Genomic DNA, 22,416 nt, shown 5'->3' on the forward strand with positions numbered 1-22,416 from the left:
AATTTTCTCCTATTTTTATATTTTTAATGTAAAATTAAAATTGATAGAAATTACAGCATCTGCTACATAATGAAAGATTATTTTTCATAATATATTTGCGAAACTGATTTATCCGCTCATTCTGCCAAATTGAATTAATACTTTCGTCGTAAATATTTCCCACAATATAATCAGGAAAGTCTGGACATATTACGACATCTCCATTAGGCTCAATACTAACTTGGCTGAATGGCAAAGAACATTTATGCGTTTTTAAATTATCATCTGGAGTGGTAAAATATGATTGTAAGTCGGTTTCAGAGAGATTTGGTACAAGTCTAAACCGTCTTCCAAATTTCTGCTGTATCTTTTTAAGTTCCGATAATAGTATTGGAATCTCAATATTACTATAGTCACCTCTAAATCCACTCCATGTATCTGCTTGCATACCAAATTCAGACATAAGTACATTTTCATAATTAGCTCCACATAAATCACTAAAGAACATTGGTAACTGACATTCCATCGTATCAACACCTAATTCAGAAATTCCATTAATAATTTCAAATAGGCTTCCGTAGTTCTCTGATGTTACTACTGTATTAGATGCTATCATAAGATTCTTTTTTCTCATGCTGTTTAATTTTGCAAGATTGTTACTGATACGATTAAATGTCCCGCTAATTCCACGTATTCTATCATGAGTTTCTCCAATTCCATCTATCGAAACTATGATTTTTGAAAAACCTTCATAACTTGCCATCAATTCAGTAAACTTGTTTAAATTAACGCCATTTGTATTAATTGTAGTAAAAATTCTGTTATCATATAAATAACTCAGTAATTCACCAAATTGTGAGTATACAAGCGGCTCTCCGCCCCATAGGTACACTCCATATCTTAAGTCCCCACATTCTTCTATTACTTTTTTTATGTTTTCTAAATCAATTTCCTGACACCTTTTTTCATATTGCATTTTCCTCTGTCCACACATAAAACAATTTAAATTACACTTATAGGTTAACTTAACACAAACCATTCTAATTGATTTATCCATCATCTCTATTCCTTTCGAATATATAAAATCCTTAGAGTGAACTGCCACCATCTACTGATATAATGTCTCCTGAAATAAATCTACAATTATCACTCAAAAGAAACTTTACCCATTCCGCTATGTCTTCTGCCTTTCCCTTTTTTTCAGTATTAATACCATACCCCTCACAACCTTTTATCATATCAGTATCAATAAACCCACTGCTAATACCGTTAATTGTAATATTATATTTCATTACTTCTTTTGCAAGAGATTTCGTAAATCCATTTATAGCATATTTAGATACAGTATATGCAACGCTTCCTTCTATTACTTTACGTGTTGCAACAGATGAAATATTTATAATTCTCCCTTTTTCACGTCGTATCATTTCGGGTAGTACACACTTCACACAGTTAAACACGCCGTTAAGATTAGTATTCATAACATTATTCCAATCTTCCTTTGATGTAAACATAAAATATCTCATAAGTAAAATACCTGCATTATTCACAAGACCGTCTATTTTTTTATATTTTTTAATAATTTCATTAATCATATTTTTTACAGCATAATAATCAGAAACATCACATTTAAATAATTCTCCATGTCCACCATGATTCTCAACTCGTTTTAATGTATCTGCTGCCATTTCATCATTATCTCGATAATTTATAATTACAATTGATTCTTCACCAGCCAGTTTTTCACATATGGCTTTTCCTATACCGCGAGAGCCACCTGTTACCAGATATATTTTTTTTTCATCCTCTTTCAAGAATTTTCCCCTCTTTTCAGTTAAACTCCTTACTACTCATTATTATATTTTTAGCAGTTATTTTAGCAGAGGTTATAAACGCGCGCCCCCAAGTATTAGTTAAATATAATCCAGAAGGACTATATTTTTTTGTAAGTGGATTCTCCTTAAAATCGGTAGGCGAAAAACTCCATTCATTTATCTGCCCATTATGCCACTGGAAATATTGGTTGATTTCTGACTCGTCAACTATATCATACGAAATTACTACTCCACATAAATTAGTAACCTGCATTATGACATCCTCTACCACCAAATCTACATCAATATTTTTTGCATCAGAAATGAATACACGAGCCTGAACTTTATCCTCACTTTCAGAAATCACACAATAATAATCTGACTTATCATTGTCACCTCCAATTAAACCTCCACAATATTTATATATATTTCCATTTGGACTACTTTTTTTATCTATTAAACAATTTATATAAAATATATGGTGTTTAGATACGTCCTCTTTTTTGGGTACAAACATCCCTAGAAAATCGGTATTCAAAACCAATGTATCGCTTAAATAATTATTTTCATCTATACTCACATTAAAACATTTCTCTTCTGAATAATATTCATATTTAACATCAGCTTCTTCAGCTTCTATTACATAGGATGATTTATATACAATTGAATACAAATGATTTTCAAGCTCCTTATACCCACCTTCAATTCTTTTGCCATTAAATAACTGCATTATATATCCAGCCATTACAGGCAAAGATACATCTTTGGATACAACTTCCTGTTCTAATATTTTTATTAGGCTTATATCATTAAAAGTTTTATGAATATGATCTACATACTTTACATGCGAATACTTTGCCATATTCATTATTTTTTCCAACTTCGGAAATTCGCTAGAATTCACCATGTATATCCACTCATCACTAAGCTTTTCTATAAGTGAGAAGAAATTTCTAATAGCTTCTTGTTCTTCCCTAAATCTCGCTATTATAAGCTGCTTAAATCCATCCCAGCTATATTCGCAACTTAATTTTTCATCGTTTAAAATATAACCTAAATAAGGAAGTTCCTTTTCACAATGAATTTTTTCTCCAAGTTTAAGCTCTTGTAGTAATTCATGGAATATACCTGACTCGCAGTCAAAAGAATATTCACAAATAGGGAATTCACCATTGCGTTCAGGAAAATATCCAACACCTCTATCTTTATTCTTTATCCGTATGTACATTATTTTTTGTCCTGAATTAGCTAGTAGTGCGCTACATATCAAATTTGTTATGCTATTTCCTACAATAACTGTATTATACCTTTTCATAATTTAACCCCTCATTACGAGTTATATTTTTTGCATGAAATTACTGCCATATTACCACCAAACGCAAATGAACTGCTTAGTGCAACATTTAACTTTTTAACTATTCGTGCTTTATTTGGAATAACATCTATGTCCTCAAAAGCCTTCATACTTTTCAGATGATTTATGGTTGGTGGTATGAACTTATTTTGAATACTTATTATACATGCTATTAGTTCAATTGCACCTGATGCTCCAAGTGTATGTCCAACCATTGGTTTGATTGTGCTAACAGGTATTTGCTTCGCATACTTACCGAATACTTTAGAAATAGCATTTAATTCCATTGAATCATTAAGTCTTGTTCCAGTTCCATGAGCATTGATGTAATCTACATCACATATGTCTATACTGCTGTCTTGTAGACAATCTGTTAAAGCACGTATTGCTCCTCCAGACTTTGGATCTGGCTTCGTTTCGTGATATGCATCATTTCCAATCCCATATCCTCCAATCTCACAATATATCTTCGCGTTTCGTCTCAGTGCATGCTGAAGTTCCTCAAATATCATAACTCCTCCACCTTCTCCGAGAACTATTCCATCACAATCATCTGAAAGTGGACGATTTGTAGAAGTTGTTAAATTCTTAAGTGCTCCAAATCCTCCCTGTGATAAACGGCTGAATGGATCAACTCCACCAGTCAACATCACTTCTGCTTTTCCACTCCTAATTCGCTCAATTGCAAATCCAATAGCATTAGCTGCTGATGAACACGCAGTATCTGATACTGATGCAATATTATAGAAATTATATTTTTGCGCTATATACGAAGCTGCATGTATATGAGGCTGGTCCATAATTGTCAGAGGCGATATATCATTTTCATGTACAAGCTCATCATAATATTTATCAAGACAATCAACGTTACCTAGACAACTTCCAATTGAGACTCCTATATCAGCACCGCTAACACTTAATGCACTATCGCGTACAGCCTGATCACAAATATTGTCTAGTATTGCAAATATCCTCCCGCGAGTGTTGTCTTTACATGTAACTTTTTTTATATATGCTGCTTTATTAGTCCTATAACTCTGTGCATCAAATATATTTATTTTGTCAACTCCAGATATTCCTTGCATTAGCGAACTAGTAAATTCTTTAATATTTGCCCCGATAGATGTTTCAATTCCTATTCCAGTAACAACAATTCTTCGCCTTTCCATACAATCATTCCTTTCAAAAACCCTAGAAATTCATTATATTTATAAATTTACTTACATAGGATAGTTACATTTATGTTATTACCAGGTGTATACGAACAACACATAATTCCCCTGCCATCATAATTAACTGCACTAATCAAATCTATACCAGTTTTCATCGCAATTGAGGAACCCTCTCCAAAAACTTCACCTATTTTCTTCTTTGGTTTTACAGTTTTAATATCTAAAAATCTTTCACCAAACAATTTACTCATTGCTTTGTTTTCAATTTCTTCTGTATACTCACTGCCATTTGAAAAAGATACAATACTACCGATTTCATCTATAGAAATTTCAGCTTCTTTCAACGCACTTCTTGCTGCAATTTCAAATCTTTCCGCAACAGTATCAACATCAAGCTGATTTATAATCATAGGAGCATATATACTTGATGATGCCAAAATCTTCGCGTATATTTTCCCACTATACTCCTTCAAATCGTCTAGTTTTTGTAAAACAAATGCTGAATAGCCGCCAGCACATTTTACGTCAGTGTCTTTAAATGTAAAATCATCTTGATCAAGTATCCCTGCTGAAACACATGCTGCAATATTACTTTCAAATAATTCATCGCATTCTGCTATCAGCATATATCGATTCCCTTTTTCCTTCATTAATTCCATTGCATATTCAACTGGAGCCGTTGCAATCAAAAAGGAAGTGCAATTAAATATTTTATATATCTTACATACTTGGCCTAGAGCAGCATTTGTAACTAAATTAGGAAATAATGAAGGCGGAACATTTTCTGCACCTTCGTTTATCAGCGAAAGAAAAAACTTCTCTGTAGATTTAAGTGGTCCCCAATATGTGCTAAAAACAGCACCACAATTTTGCTTTTCCATATTATCAAGCCCAGAATCTTTAATAGCATTTTTTGCTGCTTGCACAAGCATAAGTGAAAAATCATCCATACGCCGTGCAATTAAATATGGAATATCTTCAGTAAGATTTAAAAAGCTGTCCCCATATTCTTTTATGCCGATATCAATGCCAGTTATATATATTTCACTCTTTTTGCACATATAGCTTTACATCCCTTCTTTTAAATAGCTACCAGTTCTCTCTCTTTAACTTTATTTAAAAAGTAATTAATAAATTCGAAATGATGCTCGCTTCCATTTTGATTATAAATTAATGCTCCTTTTGAACAAAAAGCATTAAATTCCTCGATACTTATTTGACCTCCAATAAACAGAATATACTTACCTATCTCTTCATTTCCTGGATATTTAGTTTCTGTCAAATATCTAAGGTTTCTTTTCAAGCCAGAATAAAATGTATCCTGCGATTTAGCTTTATCTAGATGATAGTTTTTTATATTCTCTTTGAACTCAAATACGGCACCAGCATCTTTCAAACGATATCCCATCTCAACATCTTCTGGGCCCCATCCAACAAATCCCTCATCAAAACCACCAACATTCCTAACAAGATCTCTACTCATGGATGCATTTGCTGTTGTAAATGCAAGCCATGATACATATTCCAAGCTATAATCCCAAACCCAGTTTCTAATATTTAGGTAAGGGTCTTGCTTTACAAATGTATCCAACTCATTGCATTTTAAATAATCCTTACTATTAATCAACTCTATAGCAGCTTCATAATTGGCAAATGGGATATTTTTTATCTGACCTACCACAACAAGGTTTGGATCGTTATAATTCATATGACTTTCATAGTGTTTTGTGAGAAAATCCCTGTCAGCTATAACATCATCATCGATAAAAAGTACATACTCACCTTCAGCTAATGAAAGCGCGACATTTCGTGCTTTAGCTTGTCCCATATTTTCTTGTCTAACCACTAATAAATTCATTTCAGTTTCTAATGAGCCCAGGTACTCTGATGTACCATCATTTGATCCATCATCAACCAATATAATGTCATATTCACTCTTATCCATATCTTGCTGCTCAAGATATGATAGTGAAATCTTAAGTCTTTGCAAATTATTATATGTCGGTATAATAACACTTAGCTTCATACTACTTCTCCTCTCAATGAATATAGATTATGAGTTTTAAGAATACCCACTCAAATTGTCATACATTATAATTAGAAACTATCTCTATATGTTAAAAGCATATGTAATCATTGCTTTCGCAACAACTCTACCGCCTACTTTCGCAAACAAATCTACTTGTGAGTAATTACCACTACGTTCAACCAATTTGCCTGTCACTTCAAGAACATCCCCTGGCAAAACTGTTCTAAGAAATTTAGCTTCATTTATTTTCACAATCTTACCTTTTAACGATTTTTCAATTTCATCTGATTTGTAAAAAATGAACCCCCCAACCTGTGCCATTGACTCAAGTATAAGCACTCCTGGCATTATTGGTTCATCAGGAAAATGTCCTTGAAAAAAAGGTTCATTTATTGTAACATTTTTTATTCCTTTTACCGCCTTACCATACTCAACCTCAAGTATTCTGTCGCATAATAGAAACGGGTACCGGTGAGGAAGAGCCTTCATAATATCCTTAATTTCTAAAACCATATACAACATCCTTTTTCGTTATATTTAATGAAATCACTTCTCAAGTTTATGTACAACTTCTGCCGACATTACAACCGCATTTTCTGCAGTAGTATCCCATACTACAACATTTGAAGTAAAGAATCCAAACTGGCTTTTAATATCAATTACATGATATTCAAGATTTTCATTTTTAAAATTCAACAAAAGTATTTCAAAACTTTTCACTGCAGCTAATATCAATTTTTTTCCGTTTAAGTCCAACTTTGAACGAAGGTTATACTCAACGGTTTGCCCCATACCTTCTATTAAAAGTATTGGCATAAAATCTCCTTCAGTCTCATCTATAGTAAAATTCGCAATTCCAACAAAATAATCTTCTCCATTATTTTTCTTGAATCTATCAACATAAATCATAGGAAATTTTTGTAACAATATGCTCATCTTGAACCTCATCAGCATAAAAGCCATCTTTTCAGCTTTTAAAATTTCAATACATTACAAATTAATAACCAAACTAATGATACAATTGAATGCCTTAATATTTACCAATGCAGGAGCTGTATGTTCATCTGAATCCATATCAATGATTGCATCAAACAATGTAAAAAATTCTCCGGCACTCAAAAATGCATCATAATTATTGCGACTAAATATCATATTATTACTACATCCATTAAATAAAGCTCTGACTGCCTCTGTTTCTGTACTTTCCTCTACTGAGAATAAATATATCCTTCCTATCTCTTCAGTTTTTATGTCTGCATCATCAATTGCTTTTTTCATTGAATCATATATCTTTTTCTGCGAGATATTTCTATCATCAAAATAATTAATAAAGTTTGTAGTCCCAATACCATTTATATGTGCTATAATTGATGCACCTCGTGCCACTGCATCAACTCTTCTTTCAAGGCCTATAAAAGCAGCACTTTCATGAAAAACTCGTTCTTCATCATCTACAAATACTAATTTACTTTTTGCATCATCTACACCACCAGCGAACAAAACTTTTGAATGCATAGATTCTAAATCACTTATAGCGTAAAACAACGGATTTGTTCCACATAGCATATAACTAACGCCCTTAAGCTTGTACTCAATAGAAATCTTTCCAAGCCCTGCATTAATTACTGTATTTGAAAATAGCATTGGGCTTGTTTCACTCAACCCGCCATCCATTGCTGTATGCATAAAATCATTTACTGTATTTAAGGGTCCAAAAATTGTATTTTCAATAATCCCACGTTCATCAGGATCAATATCAAGATAACTTGAGTTATTCATCATATCTCTAAATGCAGCAAGAGCAAATTTAGTAAATCGATCATTGCGTCTAATTGCCATATCTCCGCAGTACATATCAATATCAATATTTTCAAACTTTATTAGCTCTTTATTCTTATACCTTCGTGTATAATCATCAAAACCGATACCAAGTGATGAGACAGTTCCTATCGACGTAATAACAATATCTTTCAATTAAACTTTCGCCCCTTTCTATTTTTTAACTGCTTTAAAAATTACACAAGAAGAATTTCCACCAAACGCAAATGAATTTGACATAACAAAATTCATTTTTTTATGAATCATTTTATCTTTAACCACTGAGTATCCCTCTGCAATCTGCTCTTCAAGCAATGCTGTTGGAGGGATTACACCGTTATACAACGATAATACACTTGCTAATGCCTCCAATGCTCCTGCACATCCAAGGGTGTGACCAACTGATCCCTTTATAGATGAAAAGTAAACACTTTTTGCATGTTCACCCCATACCATATCTAATGCAAGAAGTTCCATAACATCGTTAAGCTTAGTTCCTGTTCCATGCATATTGATATACTCAATATCACAGGCCTTAATCCCTGCATAATCTAGGGCGCGTTCTATACTTCTTATAGCCCCACCAGCCTTAGGATCAGGAGCCGTTGCATGATATGAATCATTGCTACAACCATAACCAGCAACTTCACAGTATATTTTTGCGTTACGCGCCTTAGCATGTTCATATGTTTCTAAAACAAGAAAAGCTGCTGCCTCACCAATAAGTACTCCCTTTCGGTCCTTGTTAAACGGTCTACATAATTCTTTAGCCAGTGCTTTTAGTGCAAAAAAACCATATTGTGACATATAAGAAGCTGGGTCACAGCCACCTGTAATAATAACATCACATTCTCCACTTTTCATAAGTGCAAGTGCACTTCCAAAGGAATTTGAACTAGCTGCGCAAGCTGCTCCATTTGTTACTAATGGACCTTCAATACCATATTTATCAGCAATTTTGTGTGCTGTGTAAGCAGGATATATTTGAACGCTATTTTTAGTATCATACTCAAACTCATTTTTCACACTTCTTTGATATTTTTCGACTTCTTGATACCCACCAATCGACGTTCCTACAGATATACCTACACGTTCCTTGTTACTTTCATCAATAACAATTCCAGCGTCCTTGATTGCTTCATCAAATGCTACCATTGCTAATGCTGTTGTCCGATTGCATCCAGGGTCTATCAACCTGCTGTCTTCATCATGTATGAATCCACCAATCTTCATGATGTTACTCTCATCTATCGCATTAGGAAAAACTGTAGCTAAACCACTTTCACCATTACAAAGATTTTTCCAAAAATCATCCTTATTTTTACCTATACAATTTAGGACTCCAAGTCCTGTTACAACTATTTTCATATCAGGCCTTCCTTCCAAAACTTAATTATATTAAATTCCCTGTTAGTAAACCAAACCCTGTCGCACTTCGCTAATTATCTGAATGTATTCATCAATTGAGCATTTATAAAATGCCTCTGCATATAACATTTCATCTCTATCTGCAAAATTTGCACGATATCCGTTTAAACAACTAATCATCTTAATATAATTTTTTGTTGCCATTTGAGATTCATGCATTTTCATCGCATTGCACTTTTCTGAAAAACTTGCAGTTATATCTACTATCAAATTTGGTATAAGAGGGACCCATACTTCGTAGAAATATATCGTTATTTTTTTATCAATTTTCTCCAACACATTGGTCAACAGATAATTTGCTGCACGATGATCTGGGTGAATATCAAGAACATATGGAACAAAAATCGCATCATATTCATCCTTCATAAGAATTTTTTTCAAGTCATCCGTTTCCTCAAGATGTTTTGATACACACTCATCACAAATATCCATATAAAATAAGTTCTTGAACCTTTCTCCAGTGATGTAGTGAAAAGCTTTTTCTGCTTCTAATCTTCTTACATTCCCAAGCTGTTCATCATATTGCATATTTGAGTTTCCACGGCATCCATTAGTAAGATATAAAACACTAACTTCAGCGCCAGCTTGTCCTATCCTATGTATTGTTCCACCACACCCTACGATATCATCATCCATATGCGGTGCTACTATAAGTGCTTTAGAGATACTTGGCAAGCAATACTTTGGAATTGGAATAACTTTTGTAGTTCTACTTAAGATTTTATTTAGAATTTGTATCATTACATTATCACTCCAAATTTATCAAGCATCTTTTTATATCCAAGGTTAAATCCATACAAAAGTCCCCTGTCTTCTTTTCTTACCTTACTAACCCTAATACCTATCTCATGAATTGAATAGAACTTTCTGCAAAATTCTTGAAAGCATCTGTCAAGCTCCTGTGCTGACATACTTTTTGGATTAAACACACAATTCCCCATGTTATATTTACTCCAATCATGTTCAAAAATTCTATTTTCCTCCATTAGGCGATTATAAAACTTAGTATTTGGTAATGGAGTTAAAATGTTAAAGGTAGCCATTGCAATATTATTTCTATTTATAAATTTATGCACATTCTCAAAAGTTTCAGCAGTATCATTATCATGTCCAAATGTAAAACTGGGGTTCAGGTATATACCATTCTCTTGAATCATTGCAATTTGCTCTTCATAACTAGCAATAGAATTATGTGCTTTATTCATTTTTTCCATATTTTTTTCATTAATAGTCTCTAACCCAACAACCATAATAAAACAGCCACTATCTTTAGCATATTTAATAACATCAGGGTTACTTGTCATATTTCGCAATGTTGCTTGACTCCACCAATGAATTTTTAATGGGGTAAGTGCTTTGAACAATTCTATGCTACGTTTAGGATTTGCTGTAATTTCATCATCCACAAAGAAAAACATATCGCCATACTTTTCTTTCATTTCTTTAACTTCAGCAACAATTTCATCAATAGGTTTCACTCTATACTGTCTTCCAAAAAAGGTAGAAACATTACAAAATTCGCAAGCATATGGACATCCTCGAGCTGTTTGAATTGTGTTAATCATCTGATATCCATCAGCCAAAAGATCTCGTCTTGGTCTTGGTAGTTCACATAATACTGGGAAGCCATCTTCATGTCTATAATATTTTTTCACATCGTTATTTTTAAAATCATTAATTAAACGTTCCCATATTCCTTCTCCCTCACCAACCATTACAGCATCAACATGCTTTGCTGCTTCTTCAGGTAATGAACTTGGATGATACCCTCCTATGACCACTGTTACATTTCGTTTTCTAAATTCTCTTGCAATATCATAAGCGCGATTTGCTTGACTTGTCATACATGATATTCCAACTAAATCCACATTAATATTAAAATCGATATCCTTTATATTCTCATCAATAATTTCAACATCAACATCATTTGGTATATATGATGCAATTGTTGCAAGTCCTAGTGGTGGTAGCCAAAATGGTTTTACACGTTCAATACCTTCTTTATGAACAGTTGGCATTATTAGCAATACCTTCATTAAATCCCCCCCTTTTGTTCCGCTTACTTAGTAAACACTTTACAAAAATAATTTTCTTTGTATTGTTTGATTTTTATCATTTTTAGATATACAGTAAAATCAACAAAATATGTAGTCAGTAGCTAAATTATCTACAAATATACTGTGACCTGTGATATGTTTCGAAGTACACAATATATTAGTAATCTCTTCACATATTTCGCTAATTTCACTTAGTTTCATAGACAATTTTCTCTTTTTTAATGATTTCATCTCTACATTGCTTAAGTAGCTTGATAGCTGATTGTTACTTATGATATCAGTTACTATATTAATCATTCGTACACCATACCTTGCATACTCTTTAGAAAAAGATTTCATAAAACCTATACTTGCAGCCTGTGTCATTGAATATGCTGTCAAACCTTTTACGGAGTTGTATGCACATGAATCTATGATATTACAATATAAAGCTTTGCTCTCCATCAACATAGGTAAAGCATGCTTTGAAGCATAAAACATGCTGTTAATATTTTCATTAATCATTAGCTGCATCTCTTCGATGCTAATTTCTTCAAATGACTTTGAAAAACATAAATTTATTGATGTCACAAAACAATCCAACGAAACTTTTAATGTTGAAAACTCCTCTAACATCGCAATTATAGATTCCTTTCTACTTACGTCGATAAGCTTGCCGTGAAAATTCCCTTCCACTGTAGAGTCAGAAATTAATTTTTCCGCATAGCCGCTATTTTCAGCAGCATAACTAAAATAAACATTGTACCCATTCTTAGCCATTGATTTGCATATCATGTAGTCCAATTCATTCAATTTGCATATAATCAAAAAGTTCACTAGTTCTCCCTCTTTTCCATTACACTATTTTTCAATTCTGCAAAGCTTAAATGCAATTCAAGCCTCCGTCCGGTATAAAAACATGTCCTTGCATATAACTTGGATTTTCTTTAAAAATAAACCTTATTATATTTGCAATATCATCTGTTTTTCCAAATCTGTGCATAGGAATATTTTTTATATTGTTCTCTACAATCTTAGGCGATAATACTTTTACCATTTCGGTTTCAATAAAACCAGGCGCGATTGCATAAACACTTATTGAATGTTCGATAAGTTCAACTGCCAGAGAACGTGTGAATCCAACTATTGCAGACTTCGTTGCCGAATAATTAACCTGTGCTGCTTCACCTTTTATTCCACTTATAGATGCAATATTTACAATGATCCCGCCACCATTCTTTTTCATTAAAGGAAGTACTGCCTTTGAGCAGTTAAACGTACCAAACAAATTTGTATTTATAACACTCAACCAATCATTTTCAGGCATAGTCATAAGAAATCCATCTCTAATAATTCCTGCATTATTAATCAAACCATATATTTTGCCGCCTTTACATTCAATGTCGTTAACACATTGATTGATAGCTGTGACATCTGCAACAGATGCCTGATATGTTAAACATTCTATACCACTATCTTTCTCAATCTCAAAAGCAGTTTCTTCAGCTGCTTTACTATCTTTTTCATATAATATTGCTATATTAAAACCAAGTTCCGCCAATTCTTTTGCAATGCTTTTTCCAATTCCTCTACTCCCACCAGTAACTATAATGGTCTTCTTTATATGATCTTTGTTTTCATACTCTTCACTCAAATTCTCACACCCTGCCACTTATATTTTTACTTGAACTATATTACATAAATCTTTACACAGCTCGTTTTCATGAGCATAAATATCCTTCAGCAATAACTTTCCATTTTTGCTTTGGCTAATAGATTCTTGATATTTACTCCACAACTCTGCTATCAAACGGCATTTCTCCGAAGCAATTGAAAAAGAATTATCCTCCAATTCATCAGATACTTTATCTAACCAATCTGCGTATTTACTCCGTGTCATTTGGAATAAAGAAGTCAAACTGTATTTCATATCATCACTATAATCATCATATTCTCTTAATCCCATTAAATAAGAAGTTGAACGAAGGCATTCTGAAGCATCTATCCAAATTGCACTACGATATATAATCTTTAAATCATAATTTGATGGAAAATGCTCATTAAAGCAGTTATCAATAAGAAACACTCTGCATACGCTACTAGCTTGTAACACTTCACTGATTAGAAGTTTTTCTTGTTTTCCTTCATAATCTTGTATAAAAAAATTATTTTTAGAATCTATGTCATTTATTAATCCATACTGTTCCTTAAATTGTATTATTGGTATGCATCCATTGTTTATATATTCTCGTATCTGTTTAATTGGATATGAATAACTTTCCTTGATACATATTACTTTAACTGGATAGGCCATCCTTTGAAAAAAACGTTCTATAACATTTCTGCGAAGTGGTGAAATAACACCTGTCATTGAATCATAATCAAATTGCAAACCACACCCTAAACCAAAACAAACTGTCTCTGTAAATTTTTCCTTGTCATAATTTTGCATATATTTACTTAGGATTATCTCATCTGAATAGAATCTCACTCTTATATTTCACCTCAAATCTTATTGAATCATACAATATTTGCATCCTCAAAAATAGTGTGCATAGTATTTCTGAGTTCATCTGAGTACTCATTTTCCAAGGACATAAGATCATCCATATTCTCTATCCTATACTTAAGTTTATCGATTTCTTTGTCATAGATATAATTATACAAATCATTATTGAATGCTCTCCAGCTTCTCTCTAGCTTTCCAGCTATTTTACTAAGATTCACAAATCTAATATTATTAGTTATCTTTTGAGCAGTATCACAATAGCGTTTTAATGAGCTCTTATATAAAATATTACTTTTGAAGACTGCTCCTGTTGATATTAGTAACCACGCCACATTGGCACGTATATATGCTTCGTCACAGGTATTTAATATTTCAAGAAATTCCTTCCTAAACTTTTCAACCCCTCCTACTCCAACAAATGCTTGATCTCCGAAATTAAAATTATTACATGTCTTTAGGTACATTTTTTGAAATGATGAAAGGATCTGATTTTTTCCTAAAGTAATTGGCTTAGTTGGTGGCATTATGACCATAAACTCATTTTCAACTGGCATCTCCTTGGCTTTTGCATTCATTGCATTTTTCAACAATTGTACTGGCATTGACTGTATATCTGGCCTATCACTCTCTGCAAAATATACACACTGCTCCGCTTCATTAAAAGCAAGTATTTGTATATAATGAACCCCAAAATTAATATCAACACACTCTTCTATTTCACTAGAAAATGGCCTCTGTTCATATATTTTAGGTGCATACTCATTATAAGATAAACGTACAATTACTGGTATTTTATTGCCAACATACTCACAAATCAGCTTAAAAGAATTTTCAAATGTATCATAATTGTAAGTTATTACATCTAACCCTAGCGTATTTGCCGCATCAATTGTAATATTGGATGTATAACCACTTAAGCTTAAATATGGTACATCAGCATTATAAGAATGCGGCTTACAACAAAATGTAGCAAGTGTACCTGCTAGTCCAAGTAAATCATGAAAAGTTAAATCAGTGCCATAGTAATGTATAATGTCACGCACTGCCACAGTCTCGCAATGCATACCTATCCTATGAATATCTTTATATTTCTCAATCATTTACAATAACCTCTCAAAATCAAATTCATACATTTTAGTTTTCTATATCTTCCAAGGACTCAAAAAATTGTTTGATACTCTTCGTATCAATATTTATATCAATAAACGTAGGTAACACTATTGTTACTACATATCCATATAAAACAATAGTTTGAAATTTAAACTGTTTAAAATAAGAATATGTACCATACCAAACATCATTTTCTAATCTTATACTCTCTATCTCATATTTCCTTAAACCTTCTATTAATCCGGTCTTAAGTGCCTTCGATAAAGCTTCCTTTGCAGTCCACAAAATTATATGTAATCCATATGGAAGAAATTTTATTTTTTCTTTCTCTGAACATATAAGCTCTATTGCTTCAAAACGATTCTTATCATCATACTCTAAGTCAATGCCTAAAAACTCTGTTAAATTAGAGGCAATTGAAACACTTACATTACCTTTATGAGAGATAGATATATAATATTGTTGTTCGCCATTCGTGTCTATCAGAGGTTCGCCAGAAAAACCATTTCTCACAGTTATTTCATTCATTGACAAATTATCTGCCAATCCACTCACGGCACATTTAGCTGAATATCTACCAATTAAAAATTCTTTTTTTTTAATCTTTCCATGTAAATTTAAAAAATGAATATTTTCCTTCTCAGATAAACTTTCTTTCATACTTCGCGCATCTACAAATTGTGAACATATTGCAATACAAGTATTCAATTTTTCATTTACTTCTTTGAACATAATTATATTTTTTACTACACACCCTCTCCATTAAAGCAATCAATTTTCTTTCTTAATATAAATATCTTTTATAATAGTTTTGGGATATTGAAGCATTATTCTTCTTACAAGATACATAACAATATTGCAACGCACCTTTATTAATTTAGGTTAATTTACTTTTGAAATTATTTTTATTTTTGGAATGTTTTTGTTAAGATATGTTTCAAATCTTCTCTCAGGTTAATTATTTTAGATTTTATCTATATGTTTTTAATTGTTCCATAGAATTGTGTATTATTTTTTCCATTTATATTTCATTTTTCCACTTAACGACAAATACTTTTATATCACTTACATTACTACATTATTCTATAAAAAACAAGCATTTATTGTAAATTATATATATATTTACATTTTCTTTGTTACATCTATGTAAATTCGTTACTTTATAGCTTTTTTTATGTCTCATAGTGTTATAAAGATTCAAAATATAACTAAATTTGTAACATCGCTATTTATTAATACCGGCTAATAATATTCAATATAATAGTTGAATTTTTTTCATCTATAATTTTTCAATCTCTTTATCCCCATACTTATTAGTAATAGTTAGATTTATAAAAGGAATCATCGAAGACAATTAAGTTAAACGAAGACAAGCCATATACTCAGTTTTTTAAAGAAAGCTTTTAAATAACTTAAAATATTGTTAAAATAAGAAAAAGAAAACCACCACGCTTTAACGTGGTGGTTTTCATATATGCGAGATAAGTCTGTAAGCCGAGTTCTGTATTTGACAATCATCTATCTAGGCCCAACGTTGCCGAGGGGCTCCAGCGATACACCCAGAGGCGGGACGGGCAATCCCATAATGCCTCTCTATTCGATCTTGCTCCAGGTGGGGTTTACAGAGCCGTGAAGTCGCCATCACGCTGGTGAGCTCTTACCTCGCCTTTCCACCCTTACCAGATGATATAAATATCATACTCATTCTTAAAAAGAATTCTGGCGGTATATCTCTGTTGCACTTTCCTTCGAGTCGCCTCGACTGGACGTTATCCAGCACCCTGCCCTGCGGAGCTCGGACTTTCCTCTCCTGACTGTCGTCAGCAGCGATTGTCTGGCTTACTCGCAAGATTTATCTTATCATAATAATCGACATAAAGCAAATAATTTTTCTTAGTATATTTAATATAATATGACTAAATTTTTCTACTATCAGTTTATAATTTTATATGGACAACCCTATAATTAAGCCTATATTTAAAAAACTCTTTTCAAAACTTAAAAAATCTCAAAAAGATAGTCCTAAGTTTAGAGTTATCAATCCCTAGTAAATAATCACAAATTAATGAATAAATACAGCCCATAAATGTGATATAGGCATCACCAAGATAAGTGCTGGTATCATATTGGCTACTGGAAAGTTCTTAATCTCACTTATGCGAAAACCTGTTGCTAACATTATTATTCCACCACATGCAGTAAAATCAGCAATCATATTTGGTGTAGTCATTGGTAATATAAAGGTCGCTCCAAAAAACAAAGTAAGTAATATAACTATTTGGGGAATACAAATGAATCCTACTAATATTCCAAGACTAGCTGCAAATATTCCTGCTGTAAAAAGGTCTAGAATTGACTTTGTAATTAATATTGAGTGATCTCCTGTCATACCTTCATTTAATGCACCAAATATACCAGTTCCACTGGCACAAAATAAAATCAATATTCCAACAAACTTCTCCATAAAAGCATCTTGATTTTCTAAGGTAACTGCAACTTCATCATAAACATCGTTTTTATTACTAGAAAATAATCCTTCAATAGGTTCTTTAGCTTTTTTAGCCCACTTACCTATTATCTCTTCTAACTTAATCAATTCACCAATAGCGCTTCCAAGTATTAAGGCTAGGATTACGGCAGGAAGAGTGTGTACTCTTACTATATAATTCACGCCCATTCCCATTGATGCTACTCCAAAAGTTAATGGCAAAGCTTTTCTTAATCTCACTGGTATTTTATCACCTAAAATTGCTCCTATTATTCCTCCAAAAAGTACTGTACATGCATTAACTATTACTCCAATTGGCATTTTAATTATCCTCCATTAACTAACTCATATAATTTATAACTAAAAAGGATTCAAAACACCTTCTAGTCTAAACCTCATTTTATTATAATTTAGACCATTACTATGAAGCAATTCAGAATTAGAAAAGATATATTCCATTTTGGAATATATCTTTTCTTAATATGCCTTAAACAACTGATATCATATTCTTATAAATATGATTCTACTGTGATTATTAATTATTTAAGTTTTATTATTTATTTATCCACTACGCTTTGTTTGCTTTAAGCCATTCATCTGTATAGGAATAGAACTTTCTCATAGCTTCAGTTGACTTTTTTTGAGCTTGCGCAACTAAAGCTAAATTAGTAGTAACTCTTTGTTCTAAGTCTACCATTACTACATCCTTATTATTGAAAAACTCTACTACTTTTCTCATTAATAAGGATATTCCTATCCCCTCAGCTACAATTCCAATGATAGTTTCTATTCTGCTATAGTTATATATAATTTTAGGTTCAAATCCTGACTCTCTGCAGGCTTTTAAGCTAATATCATATATTCCTGCACCAGAATCTAAAAATATAAAATTTTCTTTAGATGCCTTAGCTAAATCAACAGAAGTTTTTTTTGCGAACTGATGATTCTTTGAAACAATCATTACTAAATCATCATCTATCAGTGGGTTTATTTTATAACTATCTCCTGATAATGAAACTGTACGAATTAATGCCAAATCAATTTTCGCATTATCAAGAAATGATAAGATCTCAGGACCAGTGCCCTCAGTAATGTTGATATCAATATCAATATTTTTCTTAGCAAAGCTTGCAATTAGTGATGGGATTCCATATTGAGTCATAACTGGAATCGTACCTATTGTTAAAGTTTTTCTATTACTTTCCTTATATTCATTCATTGCTATATGCATCTCATTATATGTATTAATCATTACATTAGCATAATTTAAAAGTTCTATACCAGCTTCAGTAAGCTTTACGCTTCTCTTGCTCCTATCAAAAAGCTTTACTCCTAATTCATTTTCCAAAGTCTTAATGTGTTTTGATAAGGAGGATTGAGATATACAAATTTCTTCTGCTGCTAAAGTAAAATTTTTATACTCTGCTACTTTTATAAAAAACTTCAATTGACGGATTTCCATAGCTACTCCTACTATAAATGTACCTCTTCGTAACAAAATTTCTTTTTAAATTCTATCACCAGAATAAGTGAGAGTATTAAAAATAGATTTTTCATTGAACTGGTGCATCTTTAATCATTCTTTAAAATATATTAAATTGCTGCTCTTCATCTATGGCATAACTAAATAAAGTCAAAATACTCAAAATAAGCCATACTAAATAACTTATTAGTATTATAATACTTAAATACCTTTGTAATGTGTAACTATTTAAGCATAATAAACATCTTGTGAAAAATCAAATAATCTTTTAATGCAAATCTTCATATAGAGTTGAATTACTAATCAATTAATTTCAGCTTGGTGCTTTAAAACCCTCAAAAATTTAAAGCGCCCTAATCTCAAATAATGTAATACATGTTATAATTAAACATATAATAACTTAATTCTATTCTAAGTATGAAAGGAAGGATTGAAATGAATTTTATTGGTTTAATACCTGTATTTATTGGAGTAATCTACTTAATATATTCTGTTTTATGTAAAAACAAGCTTAATTATTATAGTAGAAGATCAAAAATCAAAGTTGTAAAATCATATGAATTTTTGGCTTTACAATTTAACTTTGCTATTATAAATACTATATATCTTATTGCCTATGGATTTTTAATAATTGTTTTTAATCTTGATAGTATATTTGTTATATTAGGACTTGCTGGATTTTATACTATAAATTTTTTATTGTTATTACAAAGCAAAAAGAGAGGTTATATAGAATATAAATAATTATTTTAGCTATGGAATATGATAAGATCATATTAATTCTTTGCGTAAGCTCATTAAAGCATCGGATGTATAACCACTTAATTTCACATCGCCTTATTTTAAAATAACCTAAATAAATATTATGTTTAAAATGAAAGATGACTCCGCTTAATGCAAGAGTCATCTTTTTAGATTTCATATCAACTTTAATTCTTTAAAGCTTTATTATAAGATTATATATTTTTAGTACTTACTCTTAATTTCTAATGCTTATTACTCATATACAAAGCAGCTATAAGCATTAGTATGGCTATTGGTATACCTATTCTTGTAAACACAAGCAATACAATTATAGCTGATATTATTAGATACTTTAATAAATTTGTACTTTTTTTGAACTTCATAGGTACTTTGTAATCAACCTTTTTATATATGTTCTTAATATCAGTACCTAACTTTTTAAAATCTTCACCTAGATCATCATAACTTTTGCCAGTGTTATTAAAGTCATAGTTCTTGTAACTCTTCTTTTTTGACACACCTCTCAACCCCAAAAATTGTTAGAAACCATCACCATCTAAAAAATTACCTAATGAACCTAATATGCTTCCTTCATCTTTTCTTCCGCCGCCACGCATACCTGAAGCTGCAAATACTCTAGAAGCTAATCTTGAGAATGGTAAGCTTTGAACCCATACAGATCCTGGTCCTGTTAAGGTAGCTAGGAACAATCCTTCTCCACCAAATAAAGTGTTCTTTATTCCACCTACAAATTCGATATCATAGTGAACATCTCTTGTCATTGCTACAAGACATCCAGTATCTATCTTTAAAGTTTGCCCTGGCATAAGATCTTTCCTTGTTATCGTTCCACCAGCATGAACGAAAGCTAATCCATCTCCTTCAAGCTTTTCAAGTATAAATCCTTCTCCACCAAAGAATCCTACGCTTAATTTTCGTCTAAAGTCAATTCCTACAGATACACCTTTAGCTGCACATAAAAAAGCATCTTTTTGACATATAAGCTTTCCACCTAGTTTTGATAAGTCCATAGGTATTATCTTACCAGGATAAGGAGCTGCAAAAGAAACTTGTGCCTTTCCATAACCTGTGTTAGTGAATGCAGTCATAAATAAACTTTCACCAGTTATAACTCTTTTTCCTGCTGAAAACAACTTGCCCATAAATCCACTGTTAGCATTTGTTCCATCACCAAAGATTGTTTCCATCTTCATGGTTTGATCCATCATCATCATCGCACCTGCTTCTGCAAATACAGTTTCATTTGGATCTAACTCTATTTCTACGAACTGCATATCATCTCCATAGATTTTGTAGTCTATTTCATGTGAATACAATAAAATCACTCCTTATATGTTTATAATAATATTCTATTTGAAAATTTGTGCAAATAAAATATATTTTTAGTAACTTAAGAAAATTTTAAGTTATCTATAAGTTAATGTTAAAATATAATAACATCTTATACATATTTATTGTTCCATATGACGATTTATTTATTATGAGGACATATTCTTCTTTTTTTATTCTTTAACTTATATTGTGTTTTAACTCTATTACGCATACTTATCCATAGATTTAAATGAATCACAATTTACTAAAAAATAAAAAAACAGCCTAATTTCTATTAAGCTGTTCTAAATATTACTATATAAAATTATATGGATCTCTATTGGTTTTTGAAACCACAACTCTTACATTCTTATCAACCGAAAGGATCTTTTCTGTTAACCTATCACATATATCTATAAACAATGGCCATTCCGAACCAAAATGTCCTATATCTAAAATTGAAATTCCTTCTTCTGTATAATCACTTACATAATGATAAGTAGTGTCTCCAGTTATGATACAATCTGCACCATATCTTTTAGAAATTGCAAAAAAATCTTGTCCGCTACCATTTATTATAGCGATTTTCTTTATCTTCTTATTTAAGTCTCCACTAAATCTTAGGTTTTGAATTGATAGTTTTTTCTTTATTATATTCACTAACTCTGATAATTCCATAGGAGTATCTAAAGAAACTAATCTGCCTATACCAGCATCTCCATTCTTTGAGCTATTAGAAACTTCAAGGATTTTATCAATCTTAAACCCTAACATTTTAACTATAGTATCATTCATACCATCTTTAGTGGAGTCTAAATTAGTATGAGCACTGTATACATTTATATCATTTTTTATAAGTTCTATAAGTTTTTTGCCTAATAAGGTATCCTTAGTAATTGTCTTAGGCTTTAGGAAAAGTATTGGATGATGGGTTAGTATCATCTGTGCACCAATTTCCTTTGCCTCTTCAATTACACTCAGGGTACAATCTAAAGCAACTAATATAGTAGATACTTCTGCATCACTATCTCCAACCATAAGCCCAACATTATCAAAATCTTCTTTTAAAGCTTTAGGTGCAAGTTCTTCTACTATTTTTGATATCTCAAATACCTTCATA

23 protein-coding genes and 1 other RNA gene are annotated in these 22,416 nt (G+C 31.7%); 1 reads left to right on the plus strand and 23 read right to left on the minus strand.

Features of this window, described 5'->3' with window-relative positions; genetic code table 11:
* Nucleotides 1-34 precede the first annotated feature (34 nt).
* From J3477_RS06870 to J3477_RS06965, 20 genes are all read right to left on the minus strand, one after another.
* Entirely contained in the window at nt 35-1,087 is a 1,053-nt protein-coding gene (locus J3477_RS06870; protein WP_206868939.1) for a radical SAM protein, read from the minus strand.
* Nucleotides 1,068-1,793 (minus strand): SDR family NAD(P)-dependent oxidoreductase, encoded by a 726-nt coding sequence (locus J3477_RS06875; RefSeq protein ID WP_206868941.1) that lies wholly within the window; start codon nt 1,791-1,793, stop codon nt 1,068-1,070. The genes J3477_RS06870 and J3477_RS06875 overlap by 20 nt, the downstream gene beginning before the upstream one ends.
* 16 nt (nt 1,794-1,809) lie before the next feature.
* Entirely contained in the window at nt 1,810-3,108 is a 1,299-nt protein-coding gene (locus J3477_RS06880) for a hypothetical protein (protein ID WP_206868943.1), read from the minus strand.
* A 14-nt stretch (nt 3,109-3,122) separates the two neighbouring features.
* Nucleotides 3,123-4,316, minus strand: coding sequence for a beta-ketoacyl-[acyl-carrier-protein] synthase family protein (locus tag J3477_RS06885; RefSeq protein ID WP_206868945.1), 1,194 nt, complete (start codon nt 4,314-4,316; stop codon nt 3,123-3,125).
* Between the two features lie 47 nt (nt 4,317-4,363).
* Nucleotides 4,364-5,380: a beta-ketoacyl-[acyl-carrier-protein] synthase family protein gene (locus J3477_RS06890; protein ID WP_206868947.1), complete on the minus strand. Its 1,017-nt coding sequence runs from the start codon at nt 5,378-5,380 to the stop codon at nt 4,364-4,366.
* A gap of 20 nt (nt 5,381-5,400) precedes the next feature.
* Complete coding sequence (locus tag J3477_RS06895) at nt 5,401-6,345, minus strand: glycosyltransferase family 2 protein (protein WP_206868948.1); 945 nt, start codon at nt 6,343-6,345, stop codon at nt 5,401-5,403.
* Between the two features lie 84 nt (nt 6,346-6,429).
* Entirely contained in the window at nt 6,430-6,861 is a 432-nt protein-coding gene (fabZ, locus tag J3477_RS06900) for a 3-hydroxyacyl-ACP dehydratase FabZ (RefSeq protein ID WP_206868949.1), read from the minus strand.
* A 33-nt stretch (nt 6,862-6,894) separates the two neighbouring features.
* Nucleotides 6,895-7,284, minus strand: coding sequence for a hotdog family protein (locus J3477_RS06905; protein ID WP_206868950.1), 390 nt, complete (start codon nt 7,282-7,284; stop codon nt 6,895-6,897).
* A 54-nt stretch (nt 7,285-7,338) separates the two neighbouring features.
* The gene (locus J3477_RS06910; RefSeq protein ID WP_206868951.1) at nt 7,339-8,322 is read right to left on the minus strand and encodes a beta-ketoacyl-[acyl-carrier-protein] synthase family protein; all 984 of its coding nucleotides are present in this window, start codon (nt 8,320-8,322) and stop codon (nt 7,339-7,341) included.
* A gap of 18 nt (nt 8,323-8,340) precedes the next feature.
* Complete coding sequence (locus J3477_RS06915) at nt 8,341-9,534, minus strand: beta-ketoacyl-[acyl-carrier-protein] synthase family protein (RefSeq protein WP_206868952.1); 1,194 nt, start codon at nt 9,532-9,534, stop codon at nt 8,341-8,343.
* A gap of 42 nt (nt 9,535-9,576) precedes the next feature.
* Nucleotides 9,577-10,335, minus strand: a complete 759-nt coding sequence (locus J3477_RS06920; protein ID WP_206868953.1) for a PIG-L deacetylase family protein — start codon at nt 10,333-10,335, stop codon at nt 9,577-9,579.
* Complete coding sequence (locus J3477_RS06925) at nt 10,335-11,630, minus strand: B12-binding domain-containing radical SAM protein (RefSeq protein WP_206868955.1); 1,296 nt, start codon at nt 11,628-11,630, stop codon at nt 10,335-10,337. The genes J3477_RS06920 and J3477_RS06925 overlap by 1 nt, the downstream gene beginning before the upstream one ends.
* A gap of 99 nt (nt 11,631-11,729) precedes the next feature.
* Nucleotides 11,730-12,467: an SDR family oxidoreductase gene (locus J3477_RS06930; RefSeq protein WP_206868956.1), complete on the minus strand. Its 738-nt coding sequence runs from the start codon at nt 12,465-12,467 to the stop codon at nt 11,730-11,732.
* A 46-nt stretch (nt 12,468-12,513) separates the two neighbouring features.
* Nucleotides 12,514-13,284, minus strand: coding sequence for an SDR family NAD(P)-dependent oxidoreductase (locus J3477_RS06935; protein WP_206868957.1), 771 nt, complete (start codon nt 13,282-13,284; stop codon nt 12,514-12,516).
* An 18-nt stretch (nt 13,285-13,302) separates the two neighbouring features.
* Nucleotides 13,303-14,121 carry a hypothetical protein gene (locus J3477_RS06940; protein ID WP_206868958.1) on the minus strand — a complete coding sequence of 273 codons (819 nt, stop codon included), beginning with the start codon at nt 14,119-14,121 and terminating at the stop codon, nt 13,303-13,305.
* Nucleotides 14,122-14,150: 29 nt separating this feature from the next.
* Entirely contained in the window at nt 14,151-15,239 is a 1,089-nt protein-coding gene (locus J3477_RS06945) for a cysteine peptidase family C39 domain-containing protein (RefSeq protein ID WP_206868959.1), read from the minus strand.
* Nucleotides 15,240-15,273: 34 nt separating this feature from the next.
* Nucleotides 15,274-15,909, minus strand: a complete 636-nt coding sequence (locus J3477_RS06950) for a 4'-phosphopantetheinyl transferase family protein (protein ID WP_206868960.1) — start codon at nt 15,907-15,909, stop codon at nt 15,274-15,276.
* An 813-nt stretch (nt 15,910-16,722) separates the two neighbouring features.
* An RNA gene (rnpB, locus tag J3477_RS06955) (RNase P RNA component class A) lies at nt 16,723-17,095 on the minus strand.
* A 216-nt stretch (nt 17,096-17,311) separates the two neighbouring features.
* Nucleotides 17,312-18,058 carry a DUF554 domain-containing protein gene (locus J3477_RS06960; protein ID WP_206868961.1) on the minus strand — a complete coding sequence of 249 codons (747 nt, stop codon included), beginning with the start codon at nt 18,056-18,058 and terminating at the stop codon, nt 17,312-17,314.
* A 247-nt stretch (nt 18,059-18,305) separates the two neighbouring features.
* Nucleotides 18,306-19,199 carry a LysR family transcriptional regulator gene (locus J3477_RS06965; protein WP_206868962.1) on the minus strand — a complete coding sequence of 298 codons (894 nt, stop codon included), beginning with the start codon at nt 19,197-19,199 and terminating at the stop codon, nt 18,306-18,308.
* 456 nt (nt 19,200-19,655) lie between these two features.
* Here J3477_RS06965 and J3477_RS06970 point away from each other — a divergent pair, with 456 nt between their 5' ends.
* Nucleotides 19,656-19,964, plus strand: a complete 309-nt coding sequence (locus J3477_RS06970; protein WP_206868964.1) for a hypothetical protein — start codon at nt 19,656-19,658, stop codon at nt 19,962-19,964.
* A 242-nt stretch (nt 19,965-20,206) separates the two neighbouring features.
* Here J3477_RS06970 and J3477_RS06975 read toward each other — a convergent pair whose 3' ends face one another.
* The 3 genes from J3477_RS06975 to J3477_RS06985 all read right to left on the minus strand — a co-directional run bounded on the left by J3477_RS06975 (nt 20,207) and on the right by J3477_RS06985 (nt 22,415).
* On the minus strand, nt 20,207-20,482 hold the full coding sequence (locus tag J3477_RS06975) for a hypothetical protein (RefSeq protein ID WP_206868966.1): 276 nt from the start codon (nt 20,480-20,482) through the stop codon (nt 20,207-20,209).
* 21 nt (nt 20,483-20,503) lie between these two features.
* On the minus strand, nt 20,504-21,301 hold the full coding sequence (locus J3477_RS06980; protein ID WP_206868968.1) for a TIGR00266 family protein: 798 nt from the start codon (nt 21,299-21,301) through the stop codon (nt 20,504-20,506).
* 310 nt (nt 21,302-21,611) lie between these two features.
* On the minus strand, nt 21,612-22,415 hold the full coding sequence (locus J3477_RS06985; protein WP_206868970.1) for a Nif3-like dinuclear metal center hexameric protein: 804 nt from the start codon (nt 22,413-22,415) through the stop codon (nt 21,612-21,614).
* Nucleotide 22,416 lies beyond the last annotated feature (1 nt).

Origin of the sequence: Clostridium zeae (assembly GCF_017312485.1) — a bacterium.
GTDB classification, from domain to species: Bacteria; Bacillota; Clostridia; order Clostridiales; family Clostridiaceae; genus Clostridium_AR; species Clostridium_AR zeae.

Excerpts from the sequence above, each read along its gene's own strand:
- J3477_RS06890 (WP_206868947.1), bottom strand. The coding sequence starts at position 5,380 with ATGTGCAAAAAGAGTGAAATATATATAACTGGCATTGATATCGGCATA.
- J3477_RS06885 (WP_206868945.1), bottom strand. The coding sequence starts at position 4,316 with ATGGAAAGGCGAAGAATTGTTGTTACTGGAATAGGAATTGAAACATCT.
- J3477_RS06945 (WP_206868959.1), bottom strand. The coding sequence starts at position 15,239 with ATGATTGAGAAATATAAAGATATTCATAGGATAGGTATGCATTGCGAG.
- J3477_RS06925 (WP_206868955.1), bottom strand. The coding sequence starts at position 11,630 with ATGAAGGTATTGCTAATAATGCCAACTGTTCATAAAGAAGGTATTGAA.
- J3477_RS06880 (WP_206868943.1), bottom strand. The coding sequence starts at position 3,108 with ATGAAAAGGTATAATACAGTTATTGTAGGAAATAGCATAACAAATTTG.
- J3477_RS06965 (WP_206868962.1), bottom strand. The coding sequence starts at position 19,199 with ATGGAAATCCGTCAATTGAAGTTTTTTATAAAAGTAGCAGAGTATAAA.
- J3477_RS06950 (WP_206868960.1), bottom strand. The coding sequence starts at position 15,909 with ATGAAAGAAAGTTTATCTGAGAAGGAAAATATTCATTTTTTAAATTTA.
- fabZ (WP_206868949.1), bottom strand. The coding sequence starts at position 6,861 with ATGGTTTTAGAAATTAAGGATATTATGAAGGCTCTTCCTCACCGGTAC.
- J3477_RS06915 (WP_206868952.1), bottom strand. The coding sequence starts at position 9,534 with ATGAAAATAGTTGTAACAGGACTTGGAGTCCTAAATTGTATAGGTAAA.
- J3477_RS06970 (WP_206868964.1), top strand. The coding sequence starts at position 19,656 with ATGAATTTTATTGGTTTAATACCTGTATTTATTGGAGTAATCTACTTA.
- J3477_RS06985 (WP_206868970.1), bottom strand. The coding sequence starts at position 22,415 with ATGAAGGTATTTGAGATATCAAAAATAGTAGAAGAACTTGCACCTAAA.
- J3477_RS06895 (WP_206868948.1), bottom strand. The coding sequence starts at position 6,345 with ATGAAGCTAAGTGTTATTATACCGACATATAATAATTTGCAAAGACTT.
- J3477_RS06920 (WP_206868953.1), bottom strand. The coding sequence starts at position 10,335 with ATGATACAAATTCTAAATAAAATCTTAAGTAGAACTACAAAAGTTATT.
- J3477_RS06905 (WP_206868950.1), bottom strand. The coding sequence starts at position 7,284 with ATGAGCATATTGTTACAAAAATTTCCTATGATTTATGTTGATAGATTC.
- J3477_RS06960 (WP_206868961.1), bottom strand. The coding sequence starts at position 18,058 with ATGCCAATTGGAGTAATAGTTAATGCATGTACAGTACTTTTTGGAGGA.
- J3477_RS06870 (WP_206868939.1), bottom strand. The coding sequence starts at position 1,087 with ATGGTGGCAGTTCACTCTAAGGATTTTATATATTCGAAAGGAATAGAG.